Source organism: Mongoliimonas terrestris (assembly GCF_001927285.1).
Taxonomy (GTDB): domain Bacteria; phylum Pseudomonadota; class Alphaproteobacteria; order Rhizobiales; family Pleomorphomonadaceae; genus Chthonobacter; species Chthonobacter terrestris.
Genome location: NZ_MSIG01000003.1, coordinates 264975 through 288984, shown reverse-complemented (window position 1 = coordinate 288984; position 24010 = coordinate 264975). Strand labels below are relative to the sequence as shown.

At 71.3% G+C, this 24010-nt stretch carries 19 protein-coding genes and 1 tRNA gene; 9 read left to right on the top strand and 11 right to left on the bottom strand.

All coding sequences use genetic code 11. The features are described from left to right. From BUQ68_RS05895 to BUQ68_RS05880, 4 genes are all read left to right on the top strand, one after another. Positions 1 to 963 carry a WxcM-like domain-containing protein gene (locus tag BUQ68_RS05895; protein WP_210215589.1) on the top strand — a complete coding sequence of 321 codons (963 nt, stop codon included), beginning with the start codon at positions 1 to 3 and terminating at the stop codon, positions 961 to 963. Next, positions 960 to 2081 (top strand): DegT/DnrJ/EryC1/StrS family aminotransferase, encoded by a 1122-nt coding sequence (locus BUQ68_RS05890; protein ID WP_075215003.1) that lies wholly within the window; start codon positions 960 to 962, stop codon positions 2079 to 2081. Before BUQ68_RS05895 ends, BUQ68_RS05890 begins: the two co-directional genes overlap by 4 nt. Beyond that, positions 2081 to 3598, top strand: a complete 1518-nt coding sequence (locus tag BUQ68_RS05885) for an O-antigen translocase (RefSeq protein WP_075215002.1) — start codon at positions 2081 to 2083, stop codon at positions 3596 to 3598. Before BUQ68_RS05890 ends, BUQ68_RS05885 begins: the two co-directional genes overlap by 1 nt. Positions 3599 to 3665: 67 nt before the next feature. Beyond that, a complete protein-coding gene (locus tag BUQ68_RS05880) occupies positions 3666 to 5576 on the top strand; it encodes a glycosyltransferase family 2 protein (RefSeq protein WP_175577743.1) in 1911 nt (636 codons plus the stop codon). A 200-nt stretch (positions 5577 to 5776) separates the two neighbouring features. Here the strand turns inward: BUQ68_RS05880 and BUQ68_RS05875 are convergent, their stop codons facing one another. From BUQ68_RS05875 to BUQ68_RS23590, 7 genes are all read right to left on the bottom strand, one after another. Further along, positions 5777 to 7348, bottom strand: coding sequence for a glycosyltransferase family protein (locus tag BUQ68_RS05875; protein ID WP_139315159.1), 1572 nt, complete (start codon positions 7346 to 7348; stop codon positions 5777 to 5779). A gap of 119 nt (positions 7349 to 7467) precedes the next feature. Then, positions 7468 to 9222: a GMC oxidoreductase gene (locus tag BUQ68_RS05870; protein WP_175577742.1), complete on the bottom strand. Its 1755-nt coding sequence runs from the start codon at positions 9220 to 9222 to the stop codon at positions 7468 to 7470. A 335-nt stretch (positions 9223 to 9557) separates the two neighbouring features. Then, a tRNA-Phe gene (locus tag BUQ68_RS05865) sits at positions 9558 to 9633 on the bottom strand. A 161-nt stretch (positions 9634 to 9794) separates the two neighbouring features. Then, on the bottom strand, positions 9795 to 9989 hold the full coding sequence (gene yacG / locus BUQ68_RS05860) for a DNA gyrase inhibitor YacG (RefSeq protein WP_075214998.1): 195 nt from the start codon (positions 9987 to 9989) through the stop codon (positions 9795 to 9797). 67 nt (positions 9990 to 10056) lie between these two features. Next, positions 10057 to 10683, bottom strand: a complete 627-nt coding sequence (locus BUQ68_RS05855; protein WP_075214997.1) for a Maf family nucleotide pyrophosphatase — start codon at positions 10681 to 10683, stop codon at positions 10057 to 10059. Between the two features lie 82 nt (positions 10684 to 10765). Then, a complete protein-coding gene (infA, locus tag BUQ68_RS05850) occupies positions 10766 to 10984 on the bottom strand; it encodes a translation initiation factor IF-1 (protein ID WP_004432473.1) in 219 nt (72 codons plus the stop codon). Between the two features lie 208 nt (positions 10985 to 11192). Beyond that, positions 11193 to 11657 (bottom strand): hypothetical protein, encoded by a 465-nt coding sequence (locus BUQ68_RS23590; RefSeq protein WP_210215588.1) that lies wholly within the window; start codon positions 11655 to 11657, stop codon positions 11193 to 11195. 84 nt (positions 11658 to 11741) lie between these two features. Between BUQ68_RS23590 and BUQ68_RS23585 the strand changes: the two genes are divergently transcribed. The 3 genes from BUQ68_RS23585 to BUQ68_RS05830 are packed head-to-tail and all read left to right on the top strand — an operon-like array spanning position 11742 to position 14295. Continuing rightward, positions 11742 to 12248, top strand: coding sequence for a PepSY domain-containing protein (locus BUQ68_RS23585; RefSeq protein WP_075214996.1), 507 nt, complete (start codon positions 11742 to 11744; stop codon positions 12246 to 12248). Further along, the gene (locus BUQ68_RS05835) at positions 12248 to 12922 is read left to right on the top strand and encodes a response regulator transcription factor (protein ID WP_075214995.1); all 675 of its coding nucleotides are present in this window, start codon (positions 12248 to 12250) and stop codon (positions 12920 to 12922) included. The genes BUQ68_RS23585 and BUQ68_RS05835 overlap by 1 nt, the downstream gene beginning before the upstream one ends. Next, on the top strand, positions 12919 to 14295 hold the full coding sequence (locus BUQ68_RS05830) for a sensor histidine kinase (protein WP_083656322.1): 1377 nt from the start codon (positions 12919 to 12921) through the stop codon (positions 14293 to 14295). Before BUQ68_RS05835 ends, BUQ68_RS05830 begins: the two co-directional genes overlap by 4 nt. Positions 14296 to 14328: 33 nt before the next feature. Here BUQ68_RS05830 and BUQ68_RS05825 read toward each other — a convergent pair whose 3' ends face one another. The 4 genes from BUQ68_RS05825 to BUQ68_RS05810 form a co-directional block, all read right to left on the bottom strand. Next, the gene (locus tag BUQ68_RS05825; protein ID WP_075214994.1) at positions 14329 to 14817 is read right to left on the bottom strand and encodes an arsenate-mycothiol transferase ArsC; all 489 of its coding nucleotides are present in this window, start codon (positions 14815 to 14817) and stop codon (positions 14329 to 14331) included. Positions 14818 to 14822: 5 nt separating this feature from the next. Further along, positions 14823 to 15305, bottom strand: coding sequence for a UPF0262 family protein (locus BUQ68_RS05820; RefSeq protein WP_075214993.1), 483 nt, complete (start codon positions 15303 to 15305; stop codon positions 14823 to 14825). 418 nt (positions 15306 to 15723) lie between these two features. Beyond that, complete coding sequence (hisD, locus tag BUQ68_RS05815; protein WP_075214992.1) at positions 15724 to 17016, bottom strand: histidinol dehydrogenase; 1293 nt, start codon at positions 17014 to 17016, stop codon at positions 15724 to 15726. A 159-nt stretch (positions 17017 to 17175) separates the two neighbouring features. Then, positions 17176 to 17622 carry an RbsD/FucU family protein gene (locus BUQ68_RS05810; protein ID WP_075214991.1) on the bottom strand — a complete coding sequence of 149 codons (447 nt, stop codon included), beginning with the start codon at positions 17620 to 17622 and terminating at the stop codon, positions 17176 to 17178. Between the two features lie 304 nt (positions 17623 to 17926). Here BUQ68_RS05810 and BUQ68_RS05805 point away from each other — a divergent pair, with 304 nt between their 5' ends. Both BUQ68_RS05805 and BUQ68_RS05800 read left to right on the top strand, forming a co-directional pair. Beyond that, positions 17927 to 19840 (top strand): autotransporter assembly complex protein TamA, encoded by a 1914-nt coding sequence (locus tag BUQ68_RS05805; protein WP_139315158.1) that lies wholly within the window; start codon positions 17927 to 17929, stop codon positions 19838 to 19840. A 16-nt stretch (positions 19841 to 19856) separates the two neighbouring features. After that, positions 19857 to 23999 (top strand): translocation/assembly module TamB domain-containing protein, encoded by a 4143-nt coding sequence (locus BUQ68_RS05800; protein ID WP_075214990.1) that lies wholly within the window; start codon positions 19857 to 19859, stop codon positions 23997 to 23999. The last annotated feature ends 11 nt before the right edge of the window (positions 24000 to 24010 follow it).

Sequence of the window (24010 nt, the reverse complement as noted above, 5' to 3'; positions counted from 1 at the left end):
ATGCTGGCTGAAACCAAGCCGGCGATGGTGCATCGCCTTGCCGATTGCCAGTCTGCCAATGTCGGCAGCGGCACAAAAATCTGGCAATTCTCGATTGTTCACTCAGGCGCACGGCTTGGGGAGGACTGCAATGTCTGTTCCCACTGCCTAATTGACGATGATGTGGTCATCGGCGCTCGCGTAACCTTGAAGAACGGCGTCGAACTGCCGGCCGGCCTGCGAATCAGCGACGATGTGTTCATCGGGCCGAACGTGTCCTTTGCGGCGTCGCTGGCGGACGGGTTCGCAGAGGGCGACCGGCGCGGACCGTTCCGGGAGACGCGGATTCTCGCCCGGGCCTCCATCGGAGGCGGCGCGGTTATCCACCGGGGCGTGACCATCGGCGAGAACGCCATGATCGGCGCCGGGGCGGTGGTCCGGCTCTCCGTGCCGCGGAACGCCATCGTGGTCGGCAACCCGGCGCGGATCATCGGCTACCAGGACGACGGGAGCCGGTCTCCCGGACCCGGCCTCGACCCGCTCGGGGACCTGCCGCTCGGCGTCACGCCCACGGGGGTCAAGGGCGTCACGCTCCACCGCATGCCGCTCGTGGAGGACATCCGCGGGAACCTCACCGTGGGCGAGTTCGAGGGCATGGTGCCGTTCCGGGCCGCACGGTATTTCATGGTCGTCAACGTCCCGAGCCTGGAGACGCGCGGGGAACACGCCCATCGCCTGTGCGAGGAGTTCCTGATCTGCGTCACCGGAAGCTGCTCGGTGATGGTGGACGACGGCGTCAACCGCCAGACCTTCCGGCTGAACGCGATCGACCGCGGCATCTACCTGCCGCCAGGCGTCTGGCGCACCCACTTCGGCTATACGAGCGACGCCATCCTCCTGGTGTTCGCCTCGCACCGCTACGATCCGTCGGACTACATCCGCGACTACGACGACTTCCGCCGGGAAGTGGGGAGCCTGCCGTGATCCCCTTCCTGGAACTGCGGCCGACCTACGAGGAGCTGAAGGACGAGATCGACGCCGCGGTCGCGCGCGCCCTCGCCTCCGGCACCTACATCCTCGGGCCCGAGGTCGCGCGGTTCGAGGAGGACTTCGCCGCCCATGTGGAGGCGGGCGCCTGCGTCGGCGTCGCCAACGGGCTCGACGCCCTCCATCTGGCGCTCCGGGCGGTCGGCGTCGGCCCCGGCGACGAGGTGATCGTGCCCGCGCACACCTTCATCGCCACCTGGCTGGCGGTGCTCCAGGCGGGGGCCCGGCCGGTGCCCGTGGAATGCCGGCCGGACACGTTCAACATCGACGTGGACGCCATCGCAGGCGCGGTGACGGCGCGCACCCGCGCCATCGTCCCGGTGCACCTCTACGGCCAGCCGGCCGACCTCGACCCCATCCTCGCCGTCGCCCGCCGCCACGGCCTGAAGGTGGTGGAGGACGCCGCCCAGGCCCAAGGCGCCCGCTACCGCGGCCGGCGGATCGGCGGCCACGGCGACGCCGCGGCCTGGAGCTTCTACCCCGGCAAGAACCTCGGCGCGTTCGGCGACGCGGGCGCGGTGACCACCGACGATCCGGCGATCGCCGACGCGGTCCGCACCTTGCGCAACTATGGCTCGAAGGAGCGCTACTACAACGAGCGGATCGGCTACAACAGCCGCCTCGACCCGGTGCAGGCCGCCATCCTCGGGGTGAAGCTGAAGCATCTGGACGCCTGGAACGACCGGCGGCGGGCGATTGCGCGGCTCTATGCGGACCGGCTCGACGGCATCGTGCGCCTGCCCGACACGATCGCGGACGTGGAGCCCGTCTGGCACCTCTTCGTCATCCGCCACACCCGGCGGGACGCGCTCCGCCAGCATCTCGCCGACGCGGGCGTCGGCTCGCTCCTGCACTATCCGGTCGCCTGCCACATGCAGGAGGCCTGCCGCGATCTCGGCTTTTCGCCGGACGCCTTCCCGGTCGCCCGCGCGCTCGCCGACCAGGTTCTCAGCCTGCCGATGGGGCCGCACCTTTCCCTGGCCGACGCGGCGACGGTCGCGGACGCCGTGCGCGCCGCCGTCCTCGCCATCGGCCCTGACATCGGCCCACGCTGATGCCGGCCGGCAGCCACCGCCGCATTCTTCAGGCCGCGCTCGTGCTCGGCGGCTCTTCGGCCGTCCAGATCCTGATCGGCATCCTTCGGACCAAGCTGGTCGCCATCATGATCGGCCCGGCGGGCGCGGGGCTGATCGGCGTCTATTCGTCCCTGCTCGCGCTCCTGTCCAGCCTCGCCGGCCTCGGCCTCTCGCAAGGCGCCATCCGGGAGATCGCCGCCGATCGGGACGACCCGGTCCGGCAGGCGGTCGCCCGGCGGACCCTCCTCGTCGGCAGCCTCGGGCTCGGGGTCGGCGCGGCGGCCCTCGTCCTCCTCTTCAGCGAGCCGATCGCCGCCGGCGTCGTCGGCGACGCCGGCAGGGCCGGCGACGTGCGCTGGATCGCCCTCGGCGTCTTCCTCACGGTGGTGGCGGCCGGTCAGACCGCGCTCGTCAACGCGCTGCGGCCGATCGGCGAACTGGCTGCGATCGGCGTCGTCGCCGCGTTCCTCGCCTCCATCCTCGGGGTCGGGGCGGTGGCGCTCTTCGGCCTCGACGGGGCGATCGGCTTCGTCGTGGCGATGCCGGCGGCCACCGTGCTGGCGGCGGGCGTGGTTTGCCTCCGGCTGCCCAAGGTGGCGCCGGTCGCGGTGCCGCTTTCGGCGGTTCGCGGGCGCCTCGGGGGCATGCTGCGCACCGGCGGCGCTGTGACGATCGCGGCGGTGGTGGGCGGCGGCGCCCAGGTCGCCGTCCGGGCGATGGTGACCGACGCCGAGGGGCTCGAGGCCACCGGCCACTTCCAGGCCGCGTGGACCATCTCCATGCAGTATGTGGGCTTCGTGCTCGGCACCATGGCGGTCGACTACTATCCGCGCCTTTCCGCCGCCATGAACACCCCGGAGGCCGCCCGGCGCCTCGTCAACGAGCAGACCGAGGTGGCGCTCCTCCTCGCCGCGCCGGTGCTGATCGCGGTGTTCGCCTTCGCGGCCATCGCCGTCCCGCTGTTGTTTTCCGCCGACTTCGCCGAGGCCGTGCCCATCCTCAAGTGGCAGATCGTTGGCGACGTGTTCAAGCTGGCCGCGTGGCCGCTCGGCTTCCTTCTGCTCGCCCGCGGCGCCAGCGTGGCCTTCGTGTTGACGGACGCCGCCTGGGCGATCCTCTACATCGGCCTTCTCGCCTTTCTCCTGCCCCAGGTCGGGCTGGTCGCCACCGGCTCGGCCTTCGCCCTTGCCTACGCGGGCTATTTCGCCCTGATGGTCGTGGTCGCCGGCCGGGACTTCGGCCAGCGCCTCACCCGGCGGAACGCGCTCCTCGTCGCACTGACGCTGGCGGCGATCGCCGTCGTCGCCCTTGCCGAGCGGGTGCATCCGGCGCTCGGCCTTCTGACCGGCCTCGGCCTGTCGGCCGGCGGCGGGCTCGCGGCCCTCCTGATCCTGGCGAACGCCGTCGATCCGACGTCGCGGATCGGCCGGAAGGCGAATGCCGTCACCCGACGTCTTGCCGGTCTCCACCCCGCTTTCGCCCGGACGCGCGGATGAGCACCGTCCGGCCTTTCACACCTGCGTTGCGCGTTCCCTGCCGCCGCCCCCGAACCGGGAGGTGAAGATGACCTCGCTACCGCTCGTCAGCGTCCTCGTGCCCGCGTACAACCACAGCGCCTATGTGGCGGAATGCCTGGACAGCATTCTGTCGGACGGCTACCCGAACCTGGAGGTGCTGGTCCTCGACGACGGCTCCGCCGACGGCACCTATGAGGTCGCGGCGGCCTGGCGCGACGCCCACCCGGACGCGTTCCACCGGTTCGTTCTGGAGCGGCAGGCGAACCAGGGTGTCAACACGACCCTCAACCGCCTGATCCGGATGGCGTCGGGCAGCCACGTGGCGCTGTTGGGGAGCGACGACCGGCTGCTGCCCGGCGGCATCGCGGCGCGCATCGCGGCTCTCCGGCACAATCCCCAATGGCGCGCGGTGTTCGGCGACTGCGAACTGATCGACGGATCGGGCGCCCTCACCCATCCGAGCGCCTTCGACGCCCTTCACGGCGCCGACCGGGCCGCGCTCGCCGATCCGATGACCCTCAACACCGAACTGATCTGGCGCTGGAGCGTGCCCGGGCCGGTCCTCCTGGTGGAACGGGCCGTCTACACCGAGCCCGGCGGCTACGGCTTCTACCCGGAAGACCGGATCGTGGAGGACCGGCATTTCTACCTCACGCTCCTGGCGAACCGGCAGATCGGCTACATCGACGTCAAGGTGGCCGCCTACCGCCTGCACGGCGCGAACGTGTCGCGCACCCGCGGGGTGGAGATCGAGCGGCAGAACAGGGAGGCCGAACTCATCCTCGCCCGGTCCTTCGTCGGCCGGGACCGATGGGGCCTTCGCTTCAAGCTGTTCACCTACACCCTGCAGGCAAGGCACCTGGAGGCGCGCTTTGCCGCCCGCCGGCTGATCGGCCGGGCCGCGCGCAAGCTGGACTATCTGGTGACGCGCGTCGTCCTTGCCCGCAACGCCCGCCGGGCGGCCCGCCGGGTCGCCACGACGGGTCGGCGCAGGTTGGTCGCCGCAGCCCCGATCCGGCGCGACATCGACGTCAGCATCATCGTGGCCACGCACAACCGGTCGACCCGCCTGGTGCCCTGCATGGAGGCGGTGCGGGCGGCGGTGGAGGCGGCGCCGGACCACAAGGCCGAGTTCATCATCGTGGCCAACGCCTGTCCGGACGACACCTACGAGGTGGCGCGCGACTGGGCGCGGCGCCAGGCCTTTCCGGTGCAGGTGCTCTGGTCGCCGGTTCCGGGGGCCTGCGGCGCGCGCAACCTCGGCATGGCCATCGCCCGCGGCGGCATCCTCGCCATCACGGACGACGACTGCTGCCTCGCCCCGGACTTCGTCAGCGCCGTCGTCGCCGCCCACGCGGAGGACGCGGTGCCGAGCCTTCGCGGCGGCCAGGTGCTGCTCGGGGATCCCGACACGCTGCCGATGACGATCAAGACCGATCCGAACCCGGCGGTCTACGCCTGGCCCATCTTCCCCGGCGCCTTCCTGCACGGCTGCAACTTCACCTTCCCGGCCTCGCTCCTTGCCACCGTCGGCTGGTTCGACATCCGGTTCGGCCCCGGCTCGCCGGCCGGCGCCGCCGAGGACACGGACTGGATCTACCGGGCGCATCTGGCCGGAGTGCCGATCCACTACGATCCGCGCCTCGTGGTGTCGCACTTCCACGGCAGGGCCTCCAGCGCGGAGCTCGCCAGGCTGGTGAAGACCTACAACCGCAGCGACGGCGCCTTCATCGCCAAGCACATGGTCGACCGGCCGGACGTGCTGAGATGGGTCTGGTGGGACGTCCGCACCGCCGGCAAGGAGCTGTTCCGCGGCCCGCAATGGCAGGCCGACCTCGGCCTCACCTACCGCCGGCGGGTGGTCCAGCTCCTCTGCGGGCTGGTCCGCTTCCGGTGGCAGAACCGGGACGCGCGACGGGCGATGCAAGCGGAGTTGGAGGCGCTGCCGGGGTCTTGATCCGACGGGCGCATGGCCGGCCGGCGACGGTGTTCGGACGCGGTCCTGCCCGGGATCATACCCAGCTCATCAAGTCCCGACCTGTCGGGACTTGATGAGCGCAGGCAAGCCCGAACGGGCGTCGGCCGGTCAGGCCGTAACACTCACGATGGTCGGACAAGTCCGAACGTCATGAGCCGGGTATCACACCGCTGGATCGATCAGGCCGGCGGCCGCAGCCGGCTCAGCCGCAGCCGGAGGCTGAGCGGCAGGAAGCGCTTCAAGATCTCCGGGTGGCGGCGGTAGATCGCCCCCACCTCGGCCAGCTGCATGGACAGCGGCATGAACTCGAAATTGTCGAAGTCGAGCAGGTCGTTGCTGTATCCGGCGCCCTCGTGGAAAGCGAGCACGACCTCGTCCACGGCGGACGGCGGCTCCGGCTCGATCCGGGTGTGGGGCCGGTGGGCGGCATTGGCGATCGTCCGGTCGTAGGCGTCCGCCAGCGCCCGGCGCCAGCCCTCTCCGGCATGATGGGCCGGGATCGCCGCCGCGAGGCGGGCGCCGAGCGCCGTCGCGGCGGTCTCGTTCCGCAGCAGGCGCAGGACGGCCGCACGGTAGGCGTCCGGATCGTTGAACGTGATGTCCTCCGTGGAGAGGGCGACGTCGTCGCTGCCCATCACGGCGGACAGGCTGGCGACCGGATAGGGCCGCCAGCTCAGCACCGGCAGCCGCCGCATGGCCGCCTCCAGCATTGATGTCTGCGACGCGAACGGGGTGCTGTCCACATAGAGGTCGGCGGCGGCCATGTAGGGGGCGAGATCGACCTGCACGCCGAGCGCCCGCATCCGCCCGCCGAACGGTCGGAGACGGTCGGCGAGCACCGGATCGTCCGCCGCCGGCCCGACCAGGAGCATGTGGACGTCCGGGTCGGCGTCGAACAGCGGCCGGTGCAGCGTGAAGAAGCAGGCGTGGGCGTTCGGCTTCAGCTTTCCCGCCGACGCCACCGTCAGGGTGATCCGGGCGGAGGCGGGCAGGCCCAGCCGCTCGCGCGCCTGCGCCTTCGTCATCGTGGGCGCCGGCGCCTCCGCCGGCAGGGGGAGCGGCAGGAGCACGTCCCGCTCCGCCGCGAAGCCGCGCCGGGCCCGGCAGAGGCGGCTGCCGGATTCGCGAAAGTTGATCACCGCGTCGCTGATCGCCTCGCCGAGCCAAAAGACGTGATCTGCATGATTGAAGAAGGCGATCGGCGGACGCTCCGTCCAGCCCGCGAACGCAAGGCTGGGCACCACGTCGTGCGGATGGATGTGGAGCACCACGAGCAGTGCGTCCGAAGCGAGCGCGCGGAGCTGTCGCGCCATCCCGAACAGGCTGCTCGACCCGCTGAGCACCGACAGCCGGCCGCCCGAGGCGGCGACGGAGGCGGCGAGCGCGTCCGGCACGGGCGTCAGCTGATGGGTCATCGCCACATGGTGGACGTGATCCACATCCGCGTCGACCCAGCGCTGGAGCGCCTTGGTGTGCCCGCCGATCCGATAGGCCTCCGTCACCACATGCAGGATCGACGGCTTCCGGCCGAGCGGCCCTGGAGCCTTTCGGACGGGGTTCTGCCGTTGAACCAGCCAGGCCGACACAGCCCCGAGCACCGCCTCGGCGCGTGGCGACTGGAACAAGCCGGGGTGCCGGGTGGTCGCCGCATTGGCGGCCATCCGCACCCGGACGGCAGCGCCGAGCCGGTCGCGCCGTTTCAGCCGCGCTTCCGCATCGTCGAGAAGCACGGCAAACCGGTCGTCGGCCAATCCGGGCGCCCCGGATAGCCCCACGCCCGCCGCCACGGGTGTCTCATCGGCAGGCGGGGGCGGAGCATCGATCGATGTCACAGGTGCGGACTCGGGGTCGGCCGGTGGAACGGCGTGTCTCAATCATCAGAAAACGGTCGAGGCAGCCCCGCGTCGAGATGGGATTTAGGCGAATATGACGTCTGCGGGTCTGCCCGCTGTCCGTCGGTCGTCGCTTCTATTGCCTTTCCAGCATCTTCTGTCAGGTCCCTTCTATAAAGCCGCCGCAACCGATCGGCAATGCGAAGGGAGATCGCCACGACGGTCAACGTGGGATTGGCATAGCCACCGGTGGGAAACACACTGCTGCTCGCGATGTAGAGGTTGTCGGTTCCGTGCACGCGGCAATTCGTGTCGACCACGCCGTCCCGTGCGGATCGGCTCATCCGCGTGAGCCCCATCCAATGGCCCGTGGTCGAACTGACGACGCTCGGCCCGGCGCCATCTTTGTGGATGGCGAATGTCCCGAGACCCGCTCCGGCCAGAGCGTCGGCGAAGATCTGCTGCCCTCGCATGATCTTGTCCTGATCGCTCTGGTGCCATTGCCAGTCGATCGTGAGCCGGCGCAGTCCCGTCGCGTCGCGTTCGGACCCCAGCATGACCCTGTTGTCGCGATGCGGCGCCTGTTCGGCGACATGGAGGATCTGAAAGCGATCGAAGCGTGCCCGTTGTCGCGCCGGCAGCTTCGACCAGCCGCCGCGCGCCAGGTTCGCCGTGGGCGAGACCACGCGGCTGAACAGCCGGCGCGCAATGCCGTCGATCCCGACGGCACCGGCCACCAGATCCCAAGCGGCCGGCAGGCGCCGGTCTCGAATGGCCCCGCGCAGGCGGATGGCCGCCTGGAAGCCTGCGACCTGCCGGGCGTTCATGGTTTCCGACACCTGCCAGCCGTTCCGGCGCGGCAGGAAGATCATGCTCATGTTGAGGAGAGATTCGCGGCGGAGCGCCGCGTCGGACAGCTTGAGATGCCCCATGACCGGCGCGGCACCGATCGTCCGTAGATCGTAGAGGGCCATTCGGTCGATCAGCTTGCGGTCCGACGGGAAGAATTCGCCGCCGTTCAGCAGTGGATGATCGATGAAGTACCGCCCCACGTTCTCGGCGGCAGGGCCGATCGACAGGCTCGCATCGGCGATGGAGGAGAGCAGAAGCTGGGTGCTTCCGAGGCCGCCCCCGGCAAGAATGAACTGATCCGCGACGATGCGCCGTTTGCGGCCATCCCGGTCCACCGCAACGGCCGACCGCACGCGGGTGTCACCAGACGGGGTCTCCAGCGACGTGACCGTATGATGCGTCAGGATGCGAACGTCCTCGGACTTCTCCAGGGTCGCCCGATGATCGTTCGTGAACACTTGACCGTCCCCGAACATGTACATGGCGGTGTCGACCGAGCCATCGGCGACAGGAAGGTCGGGCGTGTCCGGGCCGGACCAGGGCTCCAAATCGAAGGAATCCGACGGCAGACCGAAGATCCTGGGGGCTTGCCTGTAGAAGGCGTTGAGGTCTGAAAAGTTGATGGGCCAGCCGGTATCGGCGAGCCCCGGCCTCGGCTCGAAATCGGCCGGCGTCAGAGGTGCCAGTCGGACGCCGCGATAACTTCGGCCCGTATCGACGAGCCATGCGTTGGCATTCCCGCCGAATTGGCGCGTGTTGTACGCGCAGTCCACGGTTCCGAACCGCAGACCGGTTTCGGTGCGGCCGATCTCCTGGGCTTGAGGGTCGTACAGGGTGCCGCCGGTTTCGACCAGGATGATCTTCAGGCCACACCCGATCAGGTGCAAGGCGCACGCAATGGCCGCAGGCCCTGCGCCGACGATGCAGATATCGGCGAACAAGGCCTCCAAGGCCGCAATCGCTAGCGTTACCATCCGCGGACCGATCCTGGCCAATGTGTAGTTTCAACGAACTGTATCAAACCCCAGACCGTTGAGAAACATTCCTCGCCCCCCCGGAGCACCCAGGCCCGGTTCGAAGGATCCACATTGCTTTCCGCCCAGTAAACGAGCGCACGCGTTTGCCAGATGTGTAATCAAGCTGGCACCGCGGCACTCAAATGATTTACCGGTGCCGTAAACGCCACCTGGAAACTCTAAACGCCTCGCAGAACGCGCGCGAAACTACGCTCTTTCAACGAGGTCAGCACTGGGTTTGACTGTTTTGGAGGCTGAAGTGGTGCCCGGGGGCGGAATCGAACCACCGACACTGCGATTTTCAGTCGCATGCTCTACCAACTGAGCTACCCGGGCGCCGGACCTGTGCGGGGTTTGGTGGGCCCGCCGGCGAACGAGGGGCCTTATAGAAGGCCCCGCCGGGCCTGTCCAGAGGCTTCGATCATGAAAACGTCACGGCTCGTCAAGGGGATCGGGCGGGGCGCGGCGGACGGCGGCCGGGGGGCGGCGGCGGGACGTCAGCGCGGGTCGTCGTCGTCGTCGCCGGGGCCGTCGTCGGCGGCGGACGGAATGGCGTAGGCGCCGCTCAGCCAGCGGTGGAGGTCCACGTCGCGGCAGCGCTTGGAACAGAAGGGCCGGAAGGCCGGCTCGGTGGGCTTGCCGCAGGTGGGGCATTTGCCGCCGATCCGGACGGGCACGGGGTCGTTGGTCATGGGCAAGACCTTTCGGGATGCCGCTTCGGGGGCGCCGGCTGGCTCAAACCCGGTGCGCCGGAGCCGTTCAGACGTCCACGCCCGCGGGCCAGGTGGCCTGGACCGGGTAGCCGGCGCTGTCGAGGAGGGCGGTGGTCTCGAAGAGGGGCAGGCCCACCACCGCGTGGTAGGAGCCGATCAGGCGCACCACGAAGGCGCCGGCGCGGCCCTGGATGGCGTAGCCGCCGGCCTTGCCCTGCCATTCGCCGCTCGCCAGATAGGCGTCCATCTCGGCGGTGGACAGGCGCTTGAAGCGCACGCGGGTGTCGACCAGCTTCTCGCGGACGCCGCGCGGGCCGACGAGGCAGACGGCGGTGAACACCCGGTGGGTGCGCCCGGAGAGGAGCGCCAGGCAGTCCTCCGCCTCGGCGAAGGTCTCCGCCTTCGGCAGGATGCGGCGGCCGACGCTCACCACCGTGTCGGCGGCAAGGACGAGCAGGGGCGCGCCGGAGGGATCCGGCTCGGCCCGGTTGGCGGCGACCTCGGCCTTGGTACGGGCGAGGCGCCGTGCGAGCGAGCGGGGCAGTTCGCGCTTGTCGGGGGATTCGTCGATGTCGGCCGGCATCAGCCGGTCCGGCGCGATGCCGACCTGGGCCAGCAGGCTGACGCGCCGCGGGCTGCCGGAGGCGAGCACCAGGAGAGGACGGTCGGTCATCGGACGCCTTGCGAGCCCGCACCGCGCGGAGGCGGCGGTGTCCGCCGAACGGTGCGCCGCATGGGCGCGCCCCTTCGGCCGGTCACTTGAAGCGGTAGGTGATGCGGCCCTTGGTGAGGTCGTACGGGGTCATCTCGACAAGAACCTTGTCGCCTGCCAGCACGCGGATGCGGTTCTTGCGCATGCGGCCGGCCGTGTGCGCGATGATCTCGTGCTCATTCTCGAGCTTCACCCGGAAGGTGGCGTTCGGCAGCAGTTCGGTGACGATGCCCGGAAATTCCAGGACTTCTTCCTTGGTCATGCGGTGTTCGATCCGATCGGGGACATGAAGTGTGGGCGGATAACTATCCGATCGGCGCGCGGAAGGAAACAGCGAGCATGCTGCCGTCTGGACCCGGCCGTCGTCATGCCCGCCGGACGCGGGACGCCCGGGTCTCGGCGGCTCGTGGCCGCACCCCGGCCCGCCGTGCCGGCACCGTCGAAGGCCGGCCGGCGGGCGCGGGCGGACGTCAGAGGTCGATCGAGCGGAAGGGGCTCATGAGGATGGGCAGGAGGCCGTCGTCGCGGCCGACGCGGCGGTCGTCGTCGTCATCGTCGCGGTCGTCGTCGTCATAGCGATCGTCGTCGTAGCGATCGTCGTCCCGGTCGTCGTCGTCGCGATCGTCGTCGTCGTCGCGGTCACGGCTGTCGTCATCGTCGTCGCGGTCGCCGCCGCGATCGTCCCCGTCGTCGTCATCGCCGTCGTCGTCGCCATCATCGTCGCCGTCGTCGTCGACGAGGAGGACGCGGGCGAGCGGGTCGCCGGCGACGATCGCGGCGGTGACTTCGGTGCCGGAGACGAACGGCGCGGCGGCGCGCGGCGCGGCGGGCATCGCCTGGACCGATCCGGCAAGGACCAGGACGGCGGCGGACGTGAGCAGAAGCGTCTTCATGGCGAGCGTTTCCCTTTCGGTTTCGGCCACGGCTGCGGCCATGAACCCGTTCTAGCGAGCGTTCCCCCTTGCCATCCTGACGGGGCTCGTCAGGTTGTTGTCAGGTTTCCCGCTCTAGGCTCAGCCATGCTTCTCATCACTCGCGTCCGCCCGCTCCTCATCGCCTGCCTGCTGGCGCTCGCGCTCGCGTGCACCGCCGCCGGCCCCACACCGGCGTTCGCGGACGACGACGGCGGCTCGGACTCGTCGGACGGGGACGACGGGGGGGATGACGATGGGGACGATGACGACGGAGATGATGACGACGACGGGGATGACGATGACGACCGTGGCGGCGACGATGACGGGGGCGACGGGGGCGGGCGGGACGGGGGCGAGCGGTCGGGCGGCTGGCGGGCGCTGTCGCAGGACGAGGCGCGCGCCGCGGTCGCCCGGGGGGACCTCGTTCCGCTGACGCGCATCCTCGGAACGGTGGCGGCGGCCCGGCCGGGCCAGGTGGTCTCGGTCGACCTTCTCGGGCACCGGGACGGGATGCGCATCTACGACATCGTGGTGGTCACCCGCGGCAACGACTTCTACCGGGTGCTGGTGGACGCGCGCCGCAACCGGATCCTGGAGACGAGGCGACGCTGATGCGCATCCTGGTGGTGGAGGACGAGGCGGCGATCGCCGAGGCGGTGGCCTCGGCCCTGAGGGCGGCCGGCTACGTGGTGGATTGGGCGCGCGACGGCGAGACCGCCTGGTTCCGCGCCGACACGGAGGACTATGACGGGGTGGTGCTGGACCTCGGCCTGCCGAAGCTCGACGGGCTGTCGGTGCTGCGCCGGCTGCGCGGCGGCGGGTCCGCCGTGCCCGTGGTGGTGCTCACCGCACGCGGCAACTGGATGGAACGGGTGGAGGGGATCGACGCGGGTGCGGACGACTATCTGCCGAAGCCCTTCCAGGTGGAGGAACTGCTCGCCCGCCTCGGCGCCGTGCTCCGGCGCACCAAGGGTTACGCCTCCCCGCTGATCGAGGTGGGCCGCCTGACCCTGGAGACGCGCCGGCGGATCGCCGTGGTGGACGGCCGGCAGGTGGAGCTTTCGGCGCTGGAGTTCCGGCTGGTGCGCTATCTCGCCCACAACCGCGGCCGGGTGGTGAGCCAGGGCGAGTTGGCCGAGCACGTCTACGAGAGCGACCGGGAGCCGGACAGCAACGCCCTGGAGGTGCTGATCGGCCGGCTGCGCCGCAAGATCGGCGCGGACCTGATCGCCACCCGGCGCGGCCAGGGCTACATCATGGACGCGGTCGCGGGGGACAAGGGGTGAAGCGGCCGGCCTTCGGGACTCTCCTCGACGCCCGCTCCCTGAAGGTCCGCCTGATGGTGCTGGCGGCCCTGTCGATCGGGCTGGTGCTGGCGGCCTCCGGCGTGCTTCTCACCTACCTCTTCGAGCAGCATATCCAGCGCCGGGTCGCGGCCGAACTGGAGGTGCGCTGGAACGAGATCGCCGGCGCCCTCACCCTCGACGCGGCGGACCGGATGACGCTTTCCCGCGAGCCGGCGGACCCGCTCTACCGGCAGCCCGGATCCGGCACCTACTGGCAGATCGACGCGCCGGGCCAGCCGCCCCTTCGCTCCCGCTCGCTCTGGGACGAGGCTCTGGCGCTGCCGGCGGACATGGGGATGGAGGCCGAGGCCGAGGCGGTGGCGGTGGAGGGCCCGGAGGCGGGCTCGGCGCTCTACGCGCTCGTCCGGCCGGTGCGGCTGATCGGCGCCGGCGGCCCGGTGCCGGCCCGCCTCGCCGTGGCGGTGGACCAGCGGGAGATCGCGGCGCTGTCGGAGGACTACGCGGCCGACCTGATGCGCGGGCTCCTGGTGATCGCGGCGGTGCTCCTGGTCGTGGCGCTCCTCCAGGCGCTGCTCGGGCTCGCGCCCCTGACGGCGCTCCGCCGCTCGGTGGCGGCGATCCGGGCCGGCACCCGGGCGCGCATGGGCGGCGGCTTCGTGACGGAGATCCAGCCGCTCGCCGACGACCTCGACCGGCTGCTCGACTGGCGCGACCAGGCGGTGGAGCGGGCGCGCGACCGGGCCGGCGCCCTCGCCCACGGCTTCAAGACGCCGCTCACCATCCTGTCGCTGGAGGCGCGCAAGCTGGACGCCGCCGGAGAGAGCACCCACGCGGCGGTGCTGCGCGACCAGGTGGAGGCCATGCGCCGGGTGGTGGAACGCGAGCTGGCGCGGGCGCGGATCCGCGGCGGCCAGGGCGGCACGGCGCTCGGCGGCGGTCCGGCCACGGCGCTCGCGCCGCTGGTGGCCGGCCTCGTGGCGACCATCCGCCGCCTGCCGCACGCGGACGCCATCGCCTTCGAGGTGGCGGTGCCGCCGGGGCTCGGTGTGCGGGCGGACCGCAACGACCTCGGCGAGGTGATCGGCAACCTCCTCGACAATGCCCGCAAGTTCGCGGACGGCACGGTCCGGGTGACGGCCGTTGCGGTCGACGGGGCCGTGACGGTGAGCGTGGAGGACGACGGGCCCGGCTTCGGCGCCCCGGCCGGCGACGGGCGCAACGACGACGGCTCCGGCCTTGGCCTTGCGATCGTGGAGGACGTGCTCGCCGCCTACGGGGCGAGCCTCAGCCGGGAGCGGCGGGACGGCTTCACCCGGCTCGCCTTCACGCTGCCGGCGGCCCCGGCGGGATAGAGGCGGACCGGCGCGGGGACCGGCGCCGGGGGGTCATTCGTGGTCCGGGTCCTTGGGTCCGGGCTTGTCGCCGATGCCGATCATGGGCTTCCAGTCGAGCCGTTCCTTGATGCGCTTCTCAAGGGTGTCGCGGACGGTCCGATAGGCGGCGAGGATCTGCTCGCGCGAGCCGCCGGTGAGGGTCGGGTCGGCGGTCGGCCAGTATTCGGCGTCGAGGCTGTAGTAGCGCGTGAGTTCCAGCGCCTTGTGGTGCGCCTCCGGGGCGAGCGAGATCACGAGGTCAAAGCTCGTGTCCTCCAGCTCCTCGAAGGTGTGCGGCTTGTGGCGGCGGATATCGAGGCCGATCTCGTCCATGACGGCGACGGCGAACGGGTCCGGGTCGCCGCGGCGCACGCCGGCGGAACGGACATAGATCTGGTTGGGGAAGAGATGGCGCGCGATAGCGGCCGCCATCGGCGAGCGCACGGCATTGAACGAGCAGGCGAACAGGACGGCGCCGGGGCGGGTCCGCTCCTCCGACACGCCGGTCAGCCTTTCCAGTGCAGCACGCTGATCAGCGTGAACAGGCGGCGGGCGGTGTCCATGTCGACCGAGATCTTGCCGGTGAGCCGCTCCATGAGCAGGCGCGAGCCCTCGTTGTGGAGGCCCCGCCGGCCCATGTCGATCGCCTCGATATGGCTGGGACTGGCCGTGCGGATCGCCTGGTAATAGCTGTCGCAGATCATGAAATAGTCCTTCACGACCCGCCGGAACGGCGTCAGCGACAGGATGTGGGTGATGACCGCGCCGCCGTCCGGGGTGGTCACCTCGAACACCAGCTTGCGGTCCACGATGGCAAGCCTCAAGGCGAACGTCTCCGGCCCGTGACCCTCGGGCTCGAACACGTTCTCCTCCAGGAGATCGTAGATGGCGACTTTGCGCTCGTGTTCAACGTCCGCCGAGGACCGCCCGATGCTGTCCTCGTCGAGCACCACGGACACGAGCTTGCCGCGCGGCGTCTTCTGTCTCACGTAGCCCCTCGCCTCCCCTCGCGGCACCGCCCCCCGGACGCCGCCCCGCTTACAGGCGAGTGGTCTAGCACGCGGGGGGTTAAGGCGCGATGGCGCGCGTGGACACGGGGCGCGGGCGCGAGTCCAAAGGATGACGGGGGGAGCGCGAGTGGGTCCCGTCCTGCGTCGACGTGCTGTCGGCTCGGCGCGGTTACCCGCCAGCGGTAGGTCGTCATCCCGGCGAAAGCCGGGATCCAGCCGACGGCGGGCGGGTCTGTGCCGGCGCGGATGATGGCGCCGACCGTTGGATCCCGGCCTTCGCCGGGATGACGGTGGCTGGAGGGATGACGGGTGGCTGGAGGGATGACGGGTGGCTGGAGGGTTGACGGGGGCTGGAGGGTTGACGGTGGCTGGAGGGTTGACGGTTCGGTCTACCGCCTCAGAGGTTGAGGCGGATGGCGACGCTGCGGGCGTGGGCGCCGAGGCCTTCGGCTTCGGCGAGGGCGATGGCGGCTGGGCCGAGGGCGCGGAGCTGGTCGGGGCCGCACTTCAGGAGGGAGGTGCGCTTCATGAAGTCGAGCACGCCGAGCCCGGAGGAGAAGCGGGCCGAGCGGGCGGTGGGCAGCACGTGGTTGGAGCCGCCCACATAGTCGCCGATCACCTCCGGCGTGTGGCGGCCGATGAAGATGGCGCCGGCGTTGCGCACCCGCGCCACCATGGGTTCCGGGTCGGCGACGGCGATCTCCAGGTGCTCGGCGGCGATGCGGTCGACGAGCGGAATGCAGCCGGCGAGATCGCGGACGAGGATGACCGCGCCGTAGTCGCGCCAGGAGGCGCGGGCGGTCTCGGCGCGCGGCAGCACGGCGAGCTGGCGTTCCACCGCCGCCTCCACGGCGTCGGCGAAGGCGGCGTCGTCGGTGATCAGGATGCTCTGGGCGGCGGTGTCGTGCTCGGCCTGGGCGAGGAGGTCGGCGGCGAGCCAGTCCGGATCGTTGTCCCGGTCGGCGACGATCAGCACCTCCGACGGGCCGGCGATCATGTCGATGCCGACGGTGCCGAACACCCGCCGCTTGGCGGCCGCCACATAGGCGTTGCCGGGGCCGACGATCTTGGCGACCGGCCGGATGGTCTCGGTGCCGTAGGCGAGCGCCGCGACGGCCTGGGCGCCGCCGACCCGGTAGATCTCGTCCACCCCGGCAAGGCGGGCGGCGACGAGCACCAGCGGGTTGAGATTCCCGTCCGGCGTCGGCACCACCATGACCACGCGGTCGACGCCGGCGACCTTGGCCGGCACGGCGTTCATCAGCACCGACGACGGATAGCTCGCCGTGCCGCCCGGCACGTAGAGGCCGACCGCCTCGATGGCGGTCCAGCGGGCGCCGAGTTCGACGCCGATCGGGTCGACGTAGCGGCTGTCGGCGGGCTTCTGGCGGGCGTGGTGCGCCTCGATCCGGTCGCGGGCGAGCGTCAGCGCCTCCAAGGTGGCCGGATCAACGCCGGCGACGGCCGCGTCCACCTCGGCGGCGGAGATGCGCAGGCCGAGGGCCGCGGCGTCGAACCGGTCGAGGGTGGCGGTCCAGGCGACGAGGGCGGCGTCGCCCTTGGCCTTGACGTCGTCCAGGATGGCGCGGACGCGCTGGTCCACGTCCTCGGAGACTTCCCGCTTGGTGGTCAGGAAGGCGGCGAAACGGGCTTCGAAATCGGCTTCGCGGTCGTCGAGACGGATCGCCACCGGCGGTACTCCCAAAGGTCGGGCGCTCGGGCCCGAAACAGGTGCGCAACAGGCTCGAGGCGGGCGGCGGAAGAGCGGCCGCCCGTCGTCATCGCCCCTTCTAGCGCAGGCGGCGGCGGGACGGAACGGCGTCGACGCCGCGCTGCCAGCGGCAAAGGATCAGGTGAAGATCACGCCTTTCTTCAGGATGAAGCAGCCGTAGGGGCGGGTCTCGCCGGTCTGCACCACCGCATAGGTCTCGCGCGCGGCGTCGTAGAAGGCGAATCGCTCGATCGAGCCGAGCGTCACCGGCCGGCCTTCCGCCGCCGCGGCGAGACCGGCGACCTCCTGGTGGACCTCCAGCACCGTGTCGGGCTCGCCGACCACCTGCATGTGGCGGATCGGCGCGTCCACGAAGGTGTCGAGCGGAAAGAGCGACAGGATGGCCTCCATCACCGGGCCGGTCTGGGCCATGGGAAGCTCGACCAGCTGGCCGGTGACCGTGTGGGCGGCCACCGAGGCGGCGGGGAAGTTGCGGTCGGCGACCACCAGTTCGTCGCCATGGCCCATGGCGGCGATGATGCGCAGGAGGTCGGGCGTGAGGAGGGGGGAAAGGCCCTTCAGCATGGTGCGGTGTTCCGTTCTGTCTGCGGCCCTTGCGGCGCTCCGTTGGCGTGCCGGAGGGGCAAGGAAAGGGTGGGTGTGCCGGATCGGCACGATTCGGCACGGCGGCCGGTCCGGTCGCCTCCGGGGCACAGGATTAGCGCCGCCGCGGACGCGGTCCAGCCTCCGTCGTCGGGACAGGTACCGTTTATAAATTGTTTCGCGTAGGATCCGGCCAGGGGGCAGCTCCACGACGAGTAACAAGGGTACGGGAGCGCAGATGCGGCAAGGCAGGGACCGTTGGCCGGCGCCAGGACGCCGGAGGTTGATGCATGGCGGGACCGCCAAGGCGTTGACCGGGATCATGATGGTGGCGGCAGGCAGTGCCGCGCTGGGGTCGGCGACGCCGGCCGCGGCCTTCGAGATCTTCGGATTCCGCTTCTTCGAGGACGATCCGGAGCCGCTATCGCCGGACGCGCAACCCTATGCGGTGGACGTGACCGTGGCGGTGGAGGACGAGGATCTGGCCGAACGGCTGCGGACCTCGTCGCTGCTCTACGCCGAGCGGGACCAGGACCCGCCGCCCTCGACGGCCTCCTTCCTGTCGCGCGTTCGGGCCGAGTACGGCCGCATCGTCGCCGGCCTCTACGCGGAAGGGTATTACGGCGGCACGGTGGAGATCACCGTGGACGGCCGCGATCCGGAGACCATCGACCCGGACGCCGGCCTGCCCAATCCGGCGCCGGTCGCCATCCGCATCGACCCCGGCCCGCGCTTCGCCTTCGGGCGGGTGGCGTTGGACGGGCGCGCGCCGCCGACCACCGACCCGAAGGACCAGCCGGAGCAGACGCCCGAATCGCTCGGCCTGATCCCGGGCGCTCTCGCGCGCTCGGGCATCGTGCTCTCCTCCGAATCGGCCCTCGTGGACGCCTGGCGCGAGCAGGGCTACCCGAAGGCGCGCATCGCCAACCGCGACGCCATCGCCGACCACCCGATGAACACGCTGGACGTCCGCATCGCGGTGGAGAGCGGTCCGCGCGCGGTCTACGGGCCGGTGGGCGTGACCGGCACGGCCCGCATGGATCCGGCCTTCGTCGCCTACATGACCAACCTCAAGGAAGGCGAGGAGTACGACCCGGACGACATCGAGAAGGCGCAGAAGCAGCTTCGCCGGCTCGGCGTCTTCTCCTCGGCGCGGATCGTGGAGGGCGACACCGTGGGTCCGGACGGCCGGCTGCCGCTGACCGCCAACGTGGCCGAGCGGCCGCTGCGGGTGATCGGCGGCGGCGCGAGCTATTCGACCGTGGACGGCGCCGGCCTGGAAGCCTACTGGGAGCACCGCAACCTGTTCGGCCAGGCGGAGAAGTTCCGCCTGGACGGGCGCGTCGGCGGCATCGCGTCGGCCGACCCGGAGGACTTCTCCTATCAGGCCGCCGCCACCTTCCTGAAGCCCGGCGTGCTGACGCCGCTGACCGACCTGACGGCGGAGCTCTTGGCCAAGCGCGAGCCGCTAGACGCCTACACGGAGACGAGCGTCCGGGCGCGCGTCGGCCTGGCGCACGAGTTCTTCGAGGGGCTGACCGGTACGATCGCGGCGAACGTCGAGGTGGCTGAGATCGAGGACGAGCTCGACACCCGCCAGTTCGTGCTGGCGAGCCTGCCGGGCACGCTGACCTATGACGGGCGCGACGACGAGTTCAACCCGACCACCGGCTTTCGGGCGACCCTCGGGCTGGAGCCCTTCTACGAGTTCAACTACGGCAATCCGGGCCTTGTGGCGGACCTGGAAGGCTCCGCCTACCTGTCGGTGACCGGCGACGACACGTTGGTGATCGCCGCCCGCGCGGCCGTCGGCAGCGTGATCGGGCCGCCGCGGGACGAGATCCCAGCGAGCCGCTTGTTCTTCGTCGGCGGCGGCGGGTCGGTGCGCGGCTACGAGTACCGGTCCGTCGGGCCGGAGGTGAACGGCGAGACCGTCGGCGGCCGCTCCTATGTGGAGGCGTCGCTGGAGGTGCGGGCGAAAGTGACCGAGTCGATCGGCATCGTGCCCTTCGTGGACGTGGGCAGTGCCTTCGCATCGGCGCTGCCGGACTTTTCCGAGGACCTGAAGGTCGGCGCCGGCATCGGCGTGCGCTACGACACCGGCATCGGGCCGATCCGGGTGGACGCGGCGGTGCCGCTGAACCCGGACGACGACGACCCGGCGTTCGCCGTCTACATCGGCCTCGGCCAATCCTTCTGAGCGTGGGAGCGCTTTCATGACCATCCTCAGCCGCCTCGGCACGCTCGCCATCCTGCTGGTCGCCGCCCTCGTGGGCGCCGTCTTCCTCACCACCGCCGGCGCCCAGGAGGACGCCGAGGCGGAGAAGAGCCGCTTCGTGCGCTTCGTGGAGGACCAGATCTCCACGCCGGACCGGCGCATCTCCATCGGGCCGATCGACGGGGTGCTCTCCTCCGACGCGCGCATCGCCTACATCGCGGTCTCCGACCCGCAAGGCGAGTGGCTGCGGATCGAGAACGTGCACCTGGTGTGGAGTCGGCTGGCGCTGCTGCGCGGGCGTCTCGACATCGACCTCCTTGAGGCGGACCGGATCGTGCTCAGCCGCACGCCGGCCGCCGACGAGACGCCGGATCCGGCTGCAGGCGCCGGCTTCCAGGTGCCGACACTGCCGGTGGAGGTGGTGATCGACCGGCTGGCGGTGCCGCAGGTGGAACTCGGCGCGCCGGTGCTCGGCGAGGCGACGACCCTCTCGGTGGACGGCGCCATCGCGCTGGAAGGCGGCGCGCTCGACACCAACCTCGCCATCGTGCGGCAGGACGGGCCGGGCGGGCGCTTCGCGCTGGACGCCGCCTACGCCAACGAGAGCACCGTGCTCGAGCTCGACTTCAGCCTGGACGAGCCGGCCGGCGGGGTGGTGGCGACCCTCCTTGCCATTCCGGAGCGCCCGGCGCTCGCCTTCCGCATCGCCGGCTCCGGTCCGCTCGACGCGTTTTCGGCCGACATCACGCTCGCGGCGAACGGCGAGCAGTTGATCGCCGGCCGCACCACGCTTGCCGGCGTCGAGGGCGGCACGCGGCTCGTCACCGACATCCAGGGCCAGCTCGCCCCGCTGGTGCCGGCGGCCTACCAGGACTATGTGCGCGGCGCCTCCACGCTCGCCATCGATGCGGTGCGGGCGGAGACGGGCGCGGTGGAGCTTTCGCGCCTCGATCTTGCGTCGGGCGTCCTCAGCTTCGCGGCGAACGGCGCGCTCGCGCCCGACGGCTTTCCGACGCGCCTCGCCGTCACCGGGCGGGTGGGCGAGGAGAACGGCGAGACGGTGATCATCCCCGGCGCGGCCGGGCAGATCGCCAACGGCCGCTTCGACGTCTCCTTCGGCGGAACCGACGAGGCCTGGTCGGCCGTGTTCGACGTGGCGGGCTTCCGCAGCGGCGGCTTCACGGCCGGGCAGGCCCTGGTGGAGGCGCGCGGCACGGCCCGCAACCTGCAGGATCCGGCAGCCCGGTCGCTGACCTTCGACGTGACCGGCGGCCTTCGGGAGATCACCGCGGAGGACCCGGCGATCGCCCGGGCGGTGGGCGAGGCGGTCGACATCGCCGCGCGAGGGTCCTGGGCGGCCGGTGAAGTCGTCACGCTGGAGACGGCGCGCGTCGCCAACCCGAACGCGACCGCCACGGTGACCGGCACGGCCGACGCGGACAGCTTCGACGGCCGCTACACCCTGGAGGCGGCGGACCTTTCGGCCTTTTCCGGGGTCGCCGGCCAGGATCTCGCGGGCGGCACAACCCTTGCGGCGACCGGCTCCATCGCGCTCGTCGGCGGCGGCTTCGACCTCCAACTCGACGGCACAGGCCGGGACCTTGCGGTCGGCATACCGGCGGCGGACGCGCTGCTGGCCGGTGAGACGGTGGTGGGCGGCGGCGTGGTGCGCGACACGGCCGGCCTTCGCTTCGACAACCTCCGCGTCGCCAACCGGCAGGCGGAGATCCACCTCGACGGCGCCTACGACTATGCCGCCGCCGACCTGCACCTGACCGCCCGTGTGGCCAACCTCGGCCTCGTGGCCGAGGGCGTGACCGGGCCGGCGGCGCTCGACGCCCGGCTGACCGGCTCCGGCCTCGCGCCCGACTTGCAGGCGGTGGTGTTCGCCGACGCGCTCGACCTTGCCGGCACGCCGCTGACCGACGCCGAGGCGCGCTTCGAGGGCACGCTCGAGGGCGCGCTCCTCAACGGCGACCTGACGGTGGTCGGCCGTCTCGCCGACGTGGCGATCGACGTCACCGCCGGGATCGCCAGCCTGCAGGACGGCACCCGCCGGCTTCAGGACCTGGTGGCGACGGCCGGCGAGACCCGCGCGACCGGCACGGTGACCCTGCAGCCGGACGGCCTTGCCACCGGCGAGGTGTCCGTGGTGTCGCCGGACGTGTCGGTCATCGCGCCGCTCGCGCTTCTCGACGCCTCCGGCGCGGTGGACGCCGCCGTGACGCTCACGGCGGACACCGGCGAGCAGAACGCCGTTGTCCGATCGACCGCCCGTGAGTTGATCGTGGAGACGGTGCGGATCGGATCCGCCACCGTGGACGCGACGCTGGAGGATCTTCTGGACCGACCGGTGGTGGCCGGGCGCGCCGAGGCGTCCGCCATCCGCGTCGCGGGCGTGACCATCGAAACGGTGACCGCCACGGCGAGCCGGGCAGCCGACGGCGAGGCCTTCACGGTGGACGCCGCCGCCCGGCTGAACGGCGGCCGGGTCACCGTGGCCGGCACCGTGGGCGAGGCGCTGCAGTTGCGGGCCGAGCTCGCGTCCCTGCCCGTGTCGCTCGCCAACGCCTTTGCGCCCGACCTCGAGGCCGAAGGCGCTCTCTCCGGCACGGCGGACGTGACCGGGACGTTCGCGGCGCCGGTGGTGGCCTTCCGGGCAACCGGCTCCGGCCTCAGCGCCGCGCCGCTCCGCTCCGCCGGCGTGCCGCCGCTGACGCTTGCGGCCGACGGTCGTTTCGCCGACCAGACCGTGACGTTCGACGCGACGGTGGGCGGCGGCGGCGGCATCGACCTGACGGCGACCGGGACCGTGCCGCTCCAGGGCGCCGGCCTCAGCATCACGGCCAACGGCACCGCGCCGCTCGGCCTTGCCAACACGCTGCTCGCCGAGCGCGGGACGCGGGTGACCGGGACGGCACGGATCGACGTCGCCGTCACGGGCAGCGTGGCGGCGCCGGCGATCGCCGGCACGGTGACGGTGGACGACGCCAGCCTCATCGATCCGGAGACGCAGAACCGGCTCACCGGCCTCGACGCCACCGTGCGCTTCACCGGCGAGGAGGCCGTGATCGAGCGCCTTTCGGCGGCGACGCCGCGGGGCGGCGCGATCACCGGGACCGGCCGCATCGGCCTTGGCGGCGATCAGCCGGTGGACATCGCCCTGACCCTCGCCAACGCGCACTATTCGGTCGGCGACCTCGTCTCCGGCGAGGCGAGCGGGACCGTGTCGCTAACGGGCGCGCTCGGCGGGGCGGCGACCCTCGGCGGGCGCATCGTGCTCAACCGGACGGAGGTGACGGTGCCGGAGACCCTGCCGGGCTCGGCGACACTCCTCGACGTGCGGCACCGACTGCCGCCGCCGAACGTGCGCCGCACCCTGGAGCGGGCGCGGTTGACGACCGAGACGCGCCGGGCGGGCGCTCAGGCGACCGGCGGTGGCGGCATCCGGCTGGATCTCACGGTGGACGCGCCGGCCCGCATCTTCGTGCGCGGCCGCGGTCTCGACGCGGAGCTCGGCGGCAGCGTGCGGCTGACCGGGCCGGTCAACGCCATCGAACCGGTGGGCAGCTTCACCATGCGGCGCGGGCGGCTGGACGTGATCGGCCAGCGCATCACCTTCGACCGGGGCGAGATCACGCTCGTGGGCGACCTCGATCCGCTGATCGACTTCTCAGCCACCACGCGGACCAACCAGATCAGCGTGACGGCCTCGGTGACGGGCCAGGTGTCGGATCCGCAGATCTTGCTCTCCTCCAGCCCGGAGCTGCCGCAGGACGAAATCCTCGCCCAGTTCCTGTTCGGCCGGTCGCTGGACGAGCTGTCCCCCTTCCAGATCGCCCGGCTCGCGGCGGCTGTGGCCCAGCTCTCCGGCGGCGGGTCCGGACCGGATCTCCTCGGCCAGTTGCGCGCCTCAACCGGTCTCGACGACCTCGACGTGGTGACGGACGAATCGGGCAACGCGGCCGTCCAGGCCGGCCGCTACATCGGCGAGAACATCTACGTGGGGGTGACCGCCGGTGCCGGCGGCCAGACACGCCTGTCGGTGAACCTCGACATCACTGACGAGGTGAAGGCGCGGGCCGAGGTGGGCGCCGATGCCGGGTCGCGGGTCGGCGTCTACTACGAGAAGGAGTACTGACGCCAAGGCGA

Coding starts and splice junctions, on each gene's coding strand:
- BUQ68_RS05895 (WP_210215589.1), top strand. CDS start 1: ATGCTGGCTGAAACCAAGCCGGCGATGGTGCATCGCCTTGCCGATTGC.
- BUQ68_RS05885 (WP_075215002.1), top strand. CDS start 2,081: ATGCCGGCCGGCAGCCACCGCCGCATTCTTCAGGCCGCGCTCGTGCTC.
- BUQ68_RS05880 (WP_175577743.1), top strand. CDS start 3,666: ATGACCTCGCTACCGCTCGTCAGCGTCCTCGTGCCCGCGTACAACCAC.
- yacG (WP_075214998.1), bottom strand. CDS start 9,989: ATGACCAACGACCCCGTGCCCGTCCGGATCGGCGGCAAATGCCCCACC.
- BUQ68_RS05855 (WP_075214997.1), bottom strand. CDS start 10,683: ATGACCGACCGTCCTCTCCTGGTGCTCGCCTCCGGCAGCCCGCGGCGC.
- infA (WP_004432473.1), bottom strand. CDS start 10,984: ATGACCAAGGAAGAAGTCCTGGAATTTCCGGGCATCGTCACCGAACTG.
- BUQ68_RS23590 (WP_210215588.1), bottom strand. CDS start 11,657: ATGGCCGCAGCCGTGGCCGAAACCGAAAGGGAAACGCTCGCCATGAAG.
- BUQ68_RS23585 (WP_075214996.1), top strand. CDS start 11,742: ATGCTTCTCATCACTCGCGTCCGCCCGCTCCTCATCGCCTGCCTGCTG.
- BUQ68_RS05835 (WP_075214995.1), top strand. CDS start 12,248: ATGCGCATCCTGGTGGTGGAGGACGAGGCGGCGATCGCCGAGGCGGTG.
- BUQ68_RS05810 (WP_075214991.1), bottom strand. CDS start 17,622: ATGCTGAAGGGCCTTTCCCCCCTCCTCACGCCCGACCTCCTGCGCATC.
- BUQ68_RS05805 (WP_139315158.1), top strand. CDS start 17,927: ATGCATGGCGGGACCGCCAAGGCGTTGACCGGGATCATGATGGTGGCG.
- BUQ68_RS05800 (WP_075214990.1), top strand. CDS start 19,857: ATGACCATCCTCAGCCGCCTCGGCACGCTCGCCATCCTGCTGGTCGCC.